Source organism: Roseateles sp. P5_E11, assembly GCF_054049355.1.
This window is the reverse complement of the sequence record NZ_JBFUMO010000133.1, coordinates 1-12,140: the sequence shown is the minus strand read 5'-3', so window position 1 is coordinate 12,140 and position 12,140 is coordinate 1. Positions and strand designations below refer to the sequence as shown.

Below are 12,140 nucleotides of genomic sequence, written 5' to 3'. Positions count from 1 at the left end.
CAGTAGTAGTGCGGGCGCAGGCCGCCGGTGAAGATGGCGTTGCGGTTGTAGAGCAGATGCTGGGGCGTGATGGTGGCGGCCGTGAAGCGGTCGCTCTCGGTCACGTACTCGGCGGCTTCCTTGGTCGTGATGTGCTCGAAGACGACCTTCAGCTCGGGCATGGCCGCGCGCAACGGCTTCATGACGCGCTCGACGAACACCGCCTCGCGGTCGAAGACGTCGATGTCGCCGTCCGTCACCTCGCCGTGCACCAGGAACAGCAGGCCCTCGCGCTGCATGGCTTCCAGCGTCTTGTAGGTCTTGCTGATGTCGGTCACGCCGGCATCGCTGTTGGTGGTGGCGCCGGCCGGATAGAGCTTGAGGGCGACGACGCCCGCATCCTTGGCACGCTTGATCTCGTCCGGCGGCGTGTTGTCCGTCAGGTACATCGTCATCAGCGGCTGGAAGTCCAGGCCCTCAGGCAACGCGGCCAGGATGCGCTCGCGGTAGGCCACCGCCTGGGCGGCCGTCGTGACCGGCGGGCGCAGATTCGGCATGACGATGGCGCGGGCGAACTGGCGCGCCGTGTAGGGCAGCACGCTGGCGAGCGCCGCCTCGTCGCGCAGATGCAAGTGCCAGTCGTCAGGCCGGGTGAGGGTGAGCTGTATGGGAGCTTGGGTCATAAAACCGGATTGTCGCCGCCGCACCCCGCCCGGTGCAGGCACACTGCGCATCTCATTGAAAGGAGCTTGCACCCCCTCATGAACACCCCAAAACGACTGGCCGGCACCCTGGTCCTGTTGGCGCTGTTTGGCGGCGCCCTGTTTTTTGCATTGCGCGCCAATGACGAAACCAAGCAGATCGCGCAGGAGCAGGCGGCCGTCACGAGCGCCGAGCCGCTCAAGGGCCTGATCGCCGTCGACGTGGAGGCGTTCTTCAAGGACGAGAGGGTGAGCAAGCTGCTGGCTGGCGCCAAGCTGCCGGTGCAGGTGGCCCGCGTGGGCAGCCGCGACATGGCGGCGAAGATCGGCGCGGCCGACCAGCCCGACTTCTTCATCGCCAGCGGCGTCGTCGCCGCCAACATGATTGCCGACGCCGCCCGCAAGGCCGGCAAGACGGCCACGCAGACCTCGCCCTTCCACACGCCGCTGGTCGTGGCGTCCTGGGAGCCGGTCGCCAAGATCCTGGCCGCCAACGGCATGGCCAAGGCGATGGCGCCCAAGGTCTACAGCCTGGACATGGAGAAGTTGACGCAGGCCATGCTGGCCAAGCAGCGCTGGCGCGATCTCAAAGGCAGCGGCGACTACGCCGTATCGCGCAGCGTGCTGGTGAGCACGACCGACATCCGCCGCAGCAACTCGGCCGCCATGTATCTGGCGCTGACTTCGGCGGCGCTGAACGGTGACGTGGTGGCCGACCGCACGGCAGCGCAGAAGTACGCGGCCCAGCTCGCCGAGCTGTTCAAGCGCCAGGGCTTCCAGGAGAACTACGTCAACGGCGCCTTCGACGACTACCTGTCCATCGGCATGGGCAAGACGCCGATGACCTTCATTTACGAAGCCCAGATGGTGGCCCAGGCGCTCAAGGGTGGCGTACGGCCCGAGATGGTGCTGATGTACCCGCAGCCCACCATCGTCAACAAATGGGTGCTGGTGGCGCTGAACGAGCGCGGCAAGCGGCTGGCCGAACTGCTGGCGACGAACAAGACTCTGCAGGCCGTGGCGCTGGAGCAGGGCTTTCGCACCGGCGACACGACCGCGTTTGCCGAGGCTGCCAAGACCGCCGGCCTGGCCGTGGACGTGAAGCTGAACCAGGTCATCGACCCGCCGGGGTTCGACCTGATGTTTGAAATGATCGACATCGTCAGCCGGGAGATGAACCAGTGATGCGCCGTGCCCTACTGTTGTTGAGCTTCGCGCTGCTGGCCGCCTGCGGCAAGAAGCCTGAGCCCGCCGCGCCGACGGCGCCCGAAGCGCCCCAGAGCGCCGGGGCCACGCTGCAGGTGCTCGCCACCAGCGATTTGAAAGACATCGAGCCGCTGGCCGCACAGATCAAGGCCGCCACCGGCATCGACGTGCAGTTCCGCTTCGGCGGCACGATGGAAAGCACGCAGGAGGTGCTCAGCGGCGACAGTGCCGGCAAGCCCAAGCCCGACGTGGCCTGGTTCGCCAATGCCAAATACCTGCTCAGCGACGCGGTCGGCCAGGGCAAGGTCAAGCTGCAGGAAAAGATCATGCTGTCGCCCATGGCGGTAGGCGTCAGCAAGAGCGATGCGGCGAAGAACGGCTGGGACAAGCCCGACGCCAAGCTGACCTGGGCCGACATCACCCGTGCCGCCAAGCAAGGCAAGCTGCAGTACGCGCTGTCCAACCCGGCCACCAGCAACCAGGGTTTCATGGCCCTGCTCGGCGTGGTGGCAGCGGCCGGCGGCAAGGGCGAGGCGCTTTCCGCCGCCGACGTGGACCGCGGCGCGATTGCCGACTTCCTGAAGGGCTACAAGATCGTTGGCGACAACTCCACGTATCTCGCCGACCAGTTCATCAAGCAGCAAGGCACGCGCGCCAACGCCTTCATCAACTACGAGAGCTGGCTGCTGAGCCTGAACGCCAGCGGCAAGCTGCGCGAGCCCCTGCACCTGATCTATCCGTACGAAGGTGTGGCCACGGCCGACTACCCGTTCATGCTGCTCAACGAGGCGCGTCGAGCCGACTACCTGAAGGTCGTCGAATACCTGAAGGGCGACACCGCCCAACTGTGGCTGGYACGCCAGACGCTGCGCCGCCCGATGCGCGCCGAAGTGGCCGCCCAGGTCGCCGACATCCTGCCGGCGCGCGGCTTCCAGGTCGAGCTGCCCTTCTCGCCCGACCGCCAACTGGCCGACGGCCTCATCGACGCCTATCTCAACGAATTCCGCAAACCCATCGCCAGCACCTTCGTGCTGGACACCAGCGGCAGCATGCAGGGCAAGCGCCGCGAGCAGCTCGTCGAGGCCATCCACTACCTGGCGGGCGCCGACGCATCGCTGACCGGCCGCGTCGCCAAGCTGACCAACCGCGAGCGGCTGTGGTTCCTGCCCTTCAGCGACCGGCCGCGCGAGCCGGTGGCCTTCGAGATCCCGGCCGGCAGCAAGGTGGCCAAGGGCGTGCTGCCGCAGGCCGACACCGAGGCCAAGCGCAATGAGCTCAAGCGTGTGCGCGACGCCGCCGACGAACTGAAGATGGCCGGCGGCACGGCCCTGTACGACGCGGTACTGGCCGGCCTGCAGCAGATGCTGGAGGAACGCAAGCGCAACCCCGACTACCAGTACTCGGTCGTCGCCTTCACCGACGGCAAGAGCAATATGGGCCGCCGCCTGGAAGACTTCAAACGCGCCTACGAGCAGCTGCCCGAGGACGTGCGCGGCATCCCCGTCTTCATGGTGCTGTTCGGCGAGGCTGATGCGGGCGACCTGAAGGCGCTGGTGGAGATCACCGGCGGCAGGGTCTTCGATGCACGCAAGACGCCGCTGTATGCGGTGTTCAAGGACATCCGGGCGTATCAATGAGCGGGCTTCTCAGATGGCTGAACGCGCCAGCCAACTGGTGCGGCCTGCTGGCAGCGACCGCCGTGCTGGTGCTGAAGGGCCTGGGCTTTCTCGGCGGCTGGGGTTTGGGTGTCGCGGCGCTCGGCTATGCCGTCGGCCTGGTCGGCGGCGCGCTGTGGTGGGGCTGGCCGACCACCCGCGAGGACGCCTGGGAAGCGCTGAACTTCGAGGACGAGGGCGACGCCCGCGAGGCCATGGGCCGGGCGCTGGCCGGTGTGCGCGGCCTGACGGAACACAACCCGGGCGGGCGCATTCCGGCGCCGCTGGCCCAGCGCATCAAGCAGCTCTGCCAGCGCCTCGAAGGCCTGCTCGACCAGTGGGAGCGCAGCAAGGGCCAGCTCAGCCTGCAGGAGACCTTCCACGCGCGCCACATCGCCATCAGCTATCTGCCGCAGGCGCTCAACACCTACCTCAGCATCCCGGCCCAGTTCGCCACCACCAAGCTGCTGGCCAATGGCAAGACGGCGCAGACCACCTTCGAGGGCGTGCTGGCCGAGCTGGAGACCAAGGTCGAGCAGCTCGGCGACGATCTCGCCTCGCAGGACGCCCAGGCCTTCCTGCGCCACAGTGAATTCCTGAACCAGAAGTTCGGCAGCAAGGACATCGCATGAACACCACGACCACGACAACCGCCGCTCCCACGTTCACGCTGACCCCGCCCGAGGTCATCACGCCGGTGCAACCGGCCGCCGCCGTCGAGGCCGTGCCGCTGAAGGCCGAGGTCAGCAGCCAGGTGGATGCGCAGGTGCAGCGCTTCATCGAGGCGCTGGAGAAGGAAGACCTGCACAGCGAGCCCTTCAAGGCCAAGCTGGACAGCGCCTTCCAGCTCGGCCGCCAGGAGATCAGCCTGGCCGCCGGGCTGATGCAGGGCAGCCTGATGCAGCGCAATTTCGTCGGCGCGACCGACACGCCGGCCTACAAGGCCATCGCGGCCATCCGCGGCCAGCTCGACGAGCTCAACCCCGGCAAGGACGGCGACCTGCTGCAGCCGCGCAAGCTGCTCGGAATCATCCCCTTCGGCAACAAGCTGGAGGCCTATTTCCGCCGCTTCCAGTCCGCCAGCTCGCAGCTGCAGACGKCCATGACCCAGCTCTACGCGGCCAAGGACGACATCCAGAAGGACGTCATCGACGTCGAGGCCACGCGCAGCAAGCTCTGGGAGGCGATGCAGAAGCTCGCCGCCGCCGCGCGCTTTGCTCGTGTGCTGGACGAACGCCTGGCCACGCGCGTGCAGGAGCTGCAGCCGACCGACCCGATGAAGGCCAAGGCACTCGAACAGGAGGTGCTGTTCTATGCCCGTCAGAACCTGGCCGACATCCAGACCCAGCAGGCCGTCTGCGTGAACGGCTATCTGGCGCTGGACGTGCTGAAGAAGACCGGCCGCGAGATGATGATTGGCTGCGATCGCGTCGCGACGACGGGCATGAGTGCCCTGGCCGTGGCCCAGACCGTGGCGCGCGCCACCGGCAACCAGATCGAGGTCATGCAGATGCTGCAGGGCGTCAACAAGACCATCGGCGACCTCATCAACCAGACCGGCACGGCGCTGAACCAGCATGTGGACGCGACGGCCGAGTTCTCGGCCAACCCCATGCTGGGCATCCAGCAGATCCAGTCCATGTTCGACCAGACCTTCCAGGCCATGGACGCGATGGACAACTTCCGCAGCAAGGCCATCGAGACCATGGGCACCAACAACAAGCTCATCCAGGAGCAGTTGCAGCGCTCCGAGGGCTATCTGGACCGCGTGCGCCAGCAGCAGGCCAAGGCGGCAGTGTCGGGCGCGGCGGCCATCGACGGGCCGGTCAAGCTATAGGGAAGCGCTGAACAAGTCCTCACGCGCGGCGCATCCCTGCTTTGGGCGGTCTGCTGCGTTGCAAATCCTCGCCATAGCCAAGCTATGGCTGTGGTTTGCGCCTTGCAGCCCATCCCAAACCAGGGCGCGCCGCATCGCGGGACCTATTCAGCGCTCCCCTGGGCATCAAGCCGGTCGGCCAGCCGGCCCGCCAGCCAGTCCATGAACACGCGCACCCGGCGCGGCGTGTGGCGGCGCTGGCTGAGCACGAGTCGCACGGGCAGCGGCGCGGCATCGAAACCGTCGAGCAGCTGGACCAGAAGGCCGTCGGCCAGCAGATGCCGCACGCCCTGCAGGGGGAACTGCGCGACGCCGGCGCCTGCCACCGCCGCGGCCTGGTAGGCGTCGGTGTTGTTGACGGTGACGCGTGACGGCAGGGTCAGCGTGCGCTCCTGCCCGGCGGCGTCCACCCAGTCGAAGCGCGGGCGGCGGTCGGCCCAGCTCTGGCTGTAGTGCACGAGGTGGTGGCCCTGCGCGACCAAGTCGTCCGGCGTGGCCGGCGTGCCATGCGCGGCGAGGTAGGCCGGGCTGGCCACGTTGACCATGCGCATCTGCCCCAGCGGCCGCGCCACCAGCAGCGGGTCGTGCACGGCACCCACGCGCAGCACGCAGTCGAAGCCCTCTTCCACCAGGTCGACGCGGCGGTCGGTGCAGCTCAGCTCCACGGTCACGCCGGGGTGGGCGGCCAGGAATTCCGGCAGGGCCGGCAGCACGGCGTCCAGCGCCAGCCGCACCGGCATATCCACGCGCAGCCGGCCGCTGAGCTGCTGGTCCTGCTGGAACAGCGCCTCGATCTCGCCGGCGTCCGCCATCAGCGCGCGGGCCCGCTCCGCGAGCAATTCGCCATCCGACGTCAGGCTGACCCGCCGGGTGGTGCGCTGGAAGAGCCGCGTGCCGAGCTGCGCCTCCAGGTCGCGCACGACCTGGCTGACCCGGCCCTTGGGCAGGCCCAGCTCATCGGCAGCCCGGCTGAAGTGGGCCAGTTCGGCCACCTGCAAAAAGACACGCAACGAGGCGAGGTCGAGATTGGATGTCATTCAAAGCACAGTCATTTCAGCTGCGGCGACTTTATCCACACCAGAACGAACAATAAATTTCACTCCGTCCACAAACCCCATCCTCTGACGGAGCTGAAATGAGTTCTTCCCCCATCACCCTGATCACCGGCGGCAGCCGCGGCCTTGGCGCGCAGATGGCGCTGGCCCTGGCCCGCGACGGCCACGACATCGTGCTGACCTACCGTGAAGCCGCTGCGGCGGCGGATGCCGTCGTTGCCCAGATCCAGGCCCTGGGCCGCCGCGCCCTGGCCCTGCCGCTGGATGTGGCCGAACCGACGAGCTTCCCGGCCTTCGCCGAGCGCTTGGACGCCGGCCTGCAGGCCTGGGGCGCCCCCCGGCTCGACGGACTCATCAACAACGCCGGCGCCGGCGCGCATGCCAGCTTCGCCGAGACAACGCCGGCCCAGTTCGACGCGATGCTCGCCATCCACCTGAAAGGCCCCTTCTTCCTGACCCAGGCCCTGCTGCCCTTGCTGGCCGACGGCGCGAGCGTCCTCAACGTCTCCAGCGGCCTGGCCCGCTTCACCATCCCGGGCTATGCCGCCTACGCGGCCATGAAGGGGGCGGTGGAAGTGCTGACCCGTTACCAGGCCAAGGAGCTGGCGGCCCGTAGCATCCGCGTCAACACACTGGCACCGGGCGCCATCGCGACTGACTTCGGCGGCGGCGCGGTGCGCGACAACGCGGAGCTGAACCGCTTTGTCGCTTCGGTCACGGCGCTGGGCCGGGTCGGCGAGGCCGAGGACATCGGTGGCGCTGCGGCCGCGCTGATGCGCCCCGGTGCGGGATGGATCACCGGCCAGCGCATCGAAGCCTCGGGCGGCATGTTCCTTTGAATCAGCGCGTCGAGATGGCGCGGCGCGGCTAGGCGGCGCCGCGGCCCTGCTGGCTGGTGAAGTAGGCCACCTTGCGCGCGCGCATGACCTCGCCCAGAGGCCGGTGCGCCACCAACGCCTGCCAGGGGTCGAAGACACCGGCTTCGACGCGAGCGATGAAGTCGACGTCGGTCGACGGCGCTTCCAGCGTCAGCTCGGCCACGTCGACGAAGGGCGCGACGGACTCGGGCCATTCGACGGACGCGTCTTCCAGCGGCGTGCGCGCCTCGTCGACGAAGAACTGCAGCTGCAGCCGGTACTTCAACGGGCCGGCCGCCGCCTGGGCAGCGAGATCGCCGGCCCAGTCACCGTTGACCTCGGTACGCGGCTTCAGCCCGGCGGGCGGCAGCAGGCGCAGCTTGACGGCGGCGGGGCCGCAGCTGATGGGCAGCGTGCTGGCAAAGGCCTCGGTCGCGAACCCCGTGAAAGGCTTGCCGGCCGTCGCGGCCAGCTTCTTGAGCTGCTTGAAGCCGCCTATGAAGCCGAAGGTCTTGAACATCCAGCCGATCACGGCGCCCGGGCTGCGGCCGGCTGCCTCGACGAGACCGAAGAAATGGCGGCTGTCGGGAAACGCAAAGGCCGTCTGGTTGATCAGCGACAGGTCCTGGTGATCGGTGCGGCCGCCGAGGGCCGCCTCACCATCGACGCCGAAGACCCGCATCGCAAAGCCGCGGATGTCGGGCCGGCGGTTGCTCTGCTTGTCCATCGCGCCGTTGGACAGCCGCACCCAGACCTCATGCTCACCCGGCTCGGCAAAGAGGCCGTGGCGGGCATGCCCTGGCAGGCCCTGCGGCACACGCAGCCGCCCGCGCACCGCGGCAACGCCCTTGCGGTGCAGTGCACGGCCGGCGCCGAAGCGCTCGTCCTTGCGCTTCTGCATCTCGGCCATGGCCTTGGCGGCGGCAGCGTGGCGAGCAGCTTCGTCGGCCGCGATGACTTCTCTCCATCCCGTGCCGACGTTGCTCATCACGGGCTCCGTTCCTAGTGCTGGAGAATCTTCGCGAGGAAGTCTTTGGCGCGCGGCGAGCGCTCCTCGGGCTTGGTGAAGAAGTCGCTGCTGCTGCAGTCCTCGACGATCTTGCCCGCGTCCATGAAGATGACGCGATTGCTGACCCGCTTGGCAAAGCCCATCTCGTGGGTCACACACATCATGGTCATGCCCTCGTGGGCCAGTTGCACCATCACGTCCAGCACTTCGCCGACCATTTCAGGGTCCAGCGCCGAGGTGGGTTCGTCGAACAGCATGACGATGGGGTCCATCGACAGCGCTCGCGCGATGGCCACGCGCTGCTGCTGGCCGCCAGAAAGCTGGCCGGGAAACTTGTCCTTGTGGGCGCTCAGGCCGACGCGGTCCAGCATCTTCAGCCCGCGGGTCTTCGCGTCGGCCGCCGAGCGGCCCAGCACCTTGATCTGCGCGATGGTCAGGTTTTCGGTCACCGACAAATGGGGAAACAGCTCGAAATGCTGGAACACCATGCCGACGCGCGAGCGCAGCTTGGGCAGGTTGGTCTTGGGGTCGGCGATGGAGATGCCGTCGACGACGATGTCGCCCTTCTGGAAGGGCTCCAGCGCGTTGACGGTCTTGATCAGCGTCGACTTGCCCGAGCCGGACGGCCCGCAGACGACGACAACCTCGCCCTTCTGGATGGTCGTGGTGCATTCGGTCAGCACCTGGAAGCTGCCGTACCACTTGGAGATGTTCTTGATATCGATCATGGCGGACTCGATTCGACTCAACGGATGATGGCGATCTTCTTCTGCAGCTCCCGCACGAGGCGGGACAGGCCGAAGCAGATGACGAAGTAGACGACCGCAGCCGCCAGATAGGTCTCGACGGGGCGGTTGAAGTTCTTGCCGGCCACCTCGAAGCCCTTGAGCAGGTCGTACTCGCCAACGGCATAGACCAGCGAGGTGTCCTGGAACAGGATGATGGTCTGGGTCAGCAGCACCGGYAGCATGTTGCGGAAGGCCTGGGGCAGCACCACGTAACGCATGCTTTGGCCGTAGGTCATGCCCACGGCATACCCGGCGTTGACCTGACCGCGCGACACCGACTGGATGCCGGCGCGCATGATCTCCGAGTAATAAGTGGCCTCGAACAGCGTGAAGGTGATGAAGGCCGACATCTGCCCGCCCAGCGGCCCGACGAGCTTGGGGATCAGCAGGAAGAACCACAGGATCACCATCACCAGCGGGATGGAGCGCAGCGTGTCGACGTAAAACGCCGCCGGCACCGACAGCCAGGGCYTGCTGGACAGCCGCATCATCGCCAGCAGCGTGCCCAGGATGATGCCGCCGATCATGGCCACCAGCGTCAGCTGGATGGAGAACCAGAAGCCCTTGGCGACGAAGCTCTGGACGACCGCCCAGTTCACGAAGGAATAGTCGAGATTCAGCATCACTTGCCTCCCGACTGGCCGGGGATGCGCACGCGCGCCTCAATGAACTTGGCGATGCGGTTGATGGCGAAGGCCGAGACGAAATACAGCGCGGTGACAGGGATGTAGATCTCCTCGAAATGAGACGTCTCTTCGGAGGCCTGCTGCGCGAACTGCGCCAGCTCGGGGATGCTGACCGCGAAGGCGACCGCCGAGTTCTTGACGATGTTCATGCTCTCGCTCGTCAGCGGCGGAATGACGATGCGGAACGCCATCGGCAGCAGCACGTGGCGGTAGGTCTGGGGCAGCGTCAGGCCCATGGCCAGGCCCGCGTAGCGCTGGCCGGTGGGCAGGGTCTTGATGCCGGCCTTGACCTGCTCGCCGATGCGCGCGCTGGTGAAGAAACCCAGGGCGAAGACGACCAGCACGGAGGACGGCACGGCCTCACGCAGCACCGGGAACAGCGACGGCAGCACGTGGTACCAGAGAAAGACCTGCACCAGCAGCGGGATGTTGCGGAAGAGCTCGGTCCACGCCTCGCCGAAGCGCGCCAGCCACTTGTTCGGCGCGGTGCGAGCAATGCCGATCAGCGAACCGACAACCAGCGCCAGCACGAGGGCCAGCAGCGAGACGCTCAGCGTCCAGCCCCAGGCGTTCAGCATCCATTGCAGATAAGTCTGCTCCTTGCCGCCCGGGCCGAAGCAGCCAGCAACGGCCTCCCCGGTGGCGGTGTCATTGCAGTAGAACTGCCAGTCCCAACTCATGGCCCTCTCCTCAAGCCTCTTAGCTAAAGCAAAGCGGGTGCCAGGCACCCGCTTTGCGGTGGTTCAGGTCGATGCGCGAATCACTTCTTCGCGTAGTCTTCCATCGGCTTGTCGTTGGGGTTGGCCCAGGCGTCCTTGGTCGCAGTGGACACCGGCAGGCCAATCTTCGTGTTGGTCGGCGGGATGGGCTGCATGAACCACTTGTCGTAGATCTTGGCCATCTCGCCGGACTTCATCATGGCCTTGATGCTGTTGTCGACCGCGGTCTTGAAGCCCGGGTCGTCCTTGCGCATCATGATGGCGATCGGCTCGACCGACAGCACCTCACCGACGATCTTGAAGTCGGCCGGGTTCTTGGACGTGGCGATGTTCTTGGCCAGGATGGAGCCATCCATGACGAAGGCGTCGGCGCGGCCGGAGTCCAGCAGCAGGAAGCTGTCAGCGTGGTCCTTGCCGAAGACTTCCTTGAAGTCCACGCCGTTGGCGCGCTCGTGCTTGCGCAGCGTCTGCACGGACGTGGTGCCGGTCGTCGTTGCGACGGTCTTGCCGTTGAGCTGGCCGATGCCGGTGATGCCGGAGTTGGCCTTCACGGCGATGCGCACTTCCTCGACATAGGTTGTCACGGCGAAGGCGACGTCCTTCTGGCGGGTGGCGTTGTTTGTCGTGGAGCCGCACTCCAGGTCGACGGTGCCGTTGACGGTCAGCGGGATGCGGTTGGCCGATGTGACCGGTTGGTACTTGACTTCGATCTTGCTGCCCAGCTGCTTGCGCAGGTCGGCAACGACGTGCTCGCAGACATCGATGTGGTAGCCGACGTATTTGCCATCACCGATGGTGTAGGACAGGCCCGACGACTCGCGCACACCCATCGTGATCGCGCCGCTGTCCTTGATCTTCTTCAGCGTGTCTTCGGCATGCACGGCCGAAACGCCGGCGAACAGGGCTGCGACGAGCAGAACTTTCTTCATGGAGACTCCAACAACAGGAAGTGGATATCGATAACAGCCGCGAGCAGACCACGCCGCACGCTCAGCCCGAATACGGGTTTACACGATGCATGCGCAAGCTGGATGAGGTCATGCCGCGGACGATAAATAGTCCCACAAAGCCAAGGAGGCTGGTTTGAGCCGGCGCGAAAGCTCGGGCTTTTCGCGATAGATGCGCAGCTCCATGCTGACGCTGAAGGTGCCCGGCGCAGCGGCGGGCACGAGGCGGCCACTGGCGATCTCCTTTTGCACCGAGCTGGCGGGCAGGAAGGCGAATCCGTGACCTTCCAGCGCCATCGCTTTCAGGCCTTCGGCCATGTCGGTCTCGTAGATCGCATCAAGGTTGAGCGCGCAGTCGGCTTCCTTGACGATGAGCTCGACGAGACGGCCGAGATAGGCGCCCGCCGCGTAGCTCAGGAAGGGAATCTTCTGGCCCGGCCGTCCGGGCAGCCGGAACATCGGCTCGCCCTGACTGTCGGCTCTGGCATACGGCGACAAGGTCTCATGGCCCAGCGACACCATCTGGTAGCGCTCCGGGTCCAGCTGCAGCGGCTGGCTGGCGTGGTGATAGACCAGCAGCAGATCGCAATTGCCTTCACTGAGCTGCAGCATCGCGTCATGCACATTGGCCGCGTTGAGCCGGCACTTGATGGCGCCGAAGC

At 66.6% G+C, this 12,140-nt stretch carries 13 protein-coding genes; 5 read left to right on the top strand and 8 right to left on the bottom strand.

Annotation, left to right across the window (positions count from 1 at the left end; all coding sequences use genetic code 11):
• Positions 1 to 662, bottom strand: a 662-nt coding sequence (gene pyrC, locus ACXJKR_RS12365; protein ID WP_457323085.1) for a dihydroorotase, incomplete at its 3' end; no start/stop codon positions are given.
• A 78-nt stretch (positions 663 to 740) separates the two neighbouring features.
• Here pyrC and ACXJKR_RS12360 point away from each other — a divergent pair.
• Genes ACXJKR_RS12360 through ACXJKR_RS12345 form a run of 4 tightly spaced genes read left to right on the top strand, consistent with a single transcriptional unit; the run spans position 741 to position 5,378 of the window.
• Positions 741 to 1,865 carry a hypothetical protein gene (locus ACXJKR_RS12360; RefSeq protein ID WP_457323084.1) on the top strand — a complete coding sequence of 375 codons (1,125 nt, stop codon included), beginning with the start codon at positions 741 to 743 and terminating at the stop codon, positions 1,863 to 1,865.
• The gene (locus ACXJKR_RS12355; protein ID WP_457323083.1) at positions 1,865 to 3,523 is read left to right on the top strand and encodes a substrate-binding domain-containing protein; all 1,659 of its coding nucleotides are present in this window, start codon (positions 1,865 to 1,867) and stop codon (positions 3,521 to 3,523) included. Before ACXJKR_RS12360 ends, ACXJKR_RS12355 begins: the two co-directional genes overlap by 1 nt.
• Complete coding sequence (locus tag ACXJKR_RS12350) at positions 3,520 to 4,173, top strand: hypothetical protein (RefSeq protein WP_457323082.1); 654 nt, start codon at positions 3,520 to 3,522, stop codon at positions 4,171 to 4,173. The genes ACXJKR_RS12355 and ACXJKR_RS12350 overlap by 4 nt, the downstream gene beginning before the upstream one ends.
• Positions 4,170 to 5,378 carry a toxic anion resistance protein gene (locus ACXJKR_RS12345; protein WP_457323081.1) on the top strand — a complete coding sequence of 403 codons (1,209 nt, stop codon included), beginning with the start codon at positions 4,170 to 4,172 and terminating at the stop codon, positions 5,376 to 5,378. Before ACXJKR_RS12350 ends, ACXJKR_RS12345 begins: the two co-directional genes overlap by 4 nt.
• A gap of 143 nt (positions 5,379 to 5,521) precedes the next feature.
• Here the strand turns inward: ACXJKR_RS12345 and ACXJKR_RS12340 are convergent, their stop codons facing one another.
• Complete coding sequence (locus ACXJKR_RS12340) at positions 5,522 to 6,454, bottom strand: LysR substrate-binding domain-containing protein (RefSeq protein WP_457323080.1); 933 nt, start codon at positions 6,452 to 6,454, stop codon at positions 5,522 to 5,524.
• Positions 6,455 to 6,552: 98 nt separating this feature from the next.
• On the opposite strand from ACXJKR_RS12340, the gene ACXJKR_RS12335 reads away from it, so the two are divergent.
• Positions 6,553 to 7,311 (top strand): SDR family NAD(P)-dependent oxidoreductase, encoded by a 759-nt coding sequence (locus ACXJKR_RS12335; protein ID WP_457323079.1) that lies wholly within the window; start codon positions 6,553 to 6,555, stop codon positions 7,309 to 7,311.
• Positions 7,312 to 7,339: 28 nt separating this feature from the next.
• On the opposite strand, the gene ACXJKR_RS12330 is transcribed toward ACXJKR_RS12335, so the two are convergent.
• From ACXJKR_RS12330 to ACXJKR_RS12305, 6 genes are all read right to left on the bottom strand, one after another.
• Positions 7,340 to 8,317 (bottom strand): catalase, encoded by a 978-nt coding sequence (locus tag ACXJKR_RS12330; RefSeq protein WP_457323078.1) that lies wholly within the window; start codon positions 8,315 to 8,317, stop codon positions 7,340 to 7,342.
• Between the two features lie 14 nt (positions 8,318 to 8,331).
• A complete protein-coding gene (locus ACXJKR_RS12325; protein ID WP_056202848.1) occupies positions 8,332 to 9,066 on the bottom strand; it encodes an amino acid ABC transporter ATP-binding protein in 735 nt (244 codons plus the stop codon).
• A 17-nt stretch (positions 9,067 to 9,083) separates the two neighbouring features.
• Positions 9,084 to 9,749 (bottom strand): amino acid ABC transporter permease, encoded by a 666-nt coding sequence (locus ACXJKR_RS12320; protein ID WP_457323077.1) that lies wholly within the window; start codon positions 9,747 to 9,749, stop codon positions 9,084 to 9,086.
• Complete coding sequence (locus tag ACXJKR_RS12315; protein ID WP_056202842.1) at positions 9,749 to 10,492, bottom strand: amino acid ABC transporter permease; 744 nt, start codon at positions 10,490 to 10,492, stop codon at positions 9,749 to 9,751. The genes ACXJKR_RS12320 and ACXJKR_RS12315 overlap by 1 nt, the downstream gene beginning before the upstream one ends.
• Before the next feature lie 80 nt (positions 10,493 to 10,572).
• Positions 10,573 to 11,460, bottom strand: a complete 888-nt coding sequence (locus tag ACXJKR_RS12310; protein WP_056202840.1) for an amino acid ABC transporter substrate-binding protein — start codon at positions 11,458 to 11,460, stop codon at positions 10,573 to 10,575.
• 108 nt (positions 11,461 to 11,568) lie between these two features.
• A partial coding sequence (locus ACXJKR_RS12305) for a LysR substrate-binding domain-containing protein (RefSeq protein WP_457323076.1) occupies positions 11,569 to 12,140 on the bottom strand: 572 nt, incomplete at its 5' end.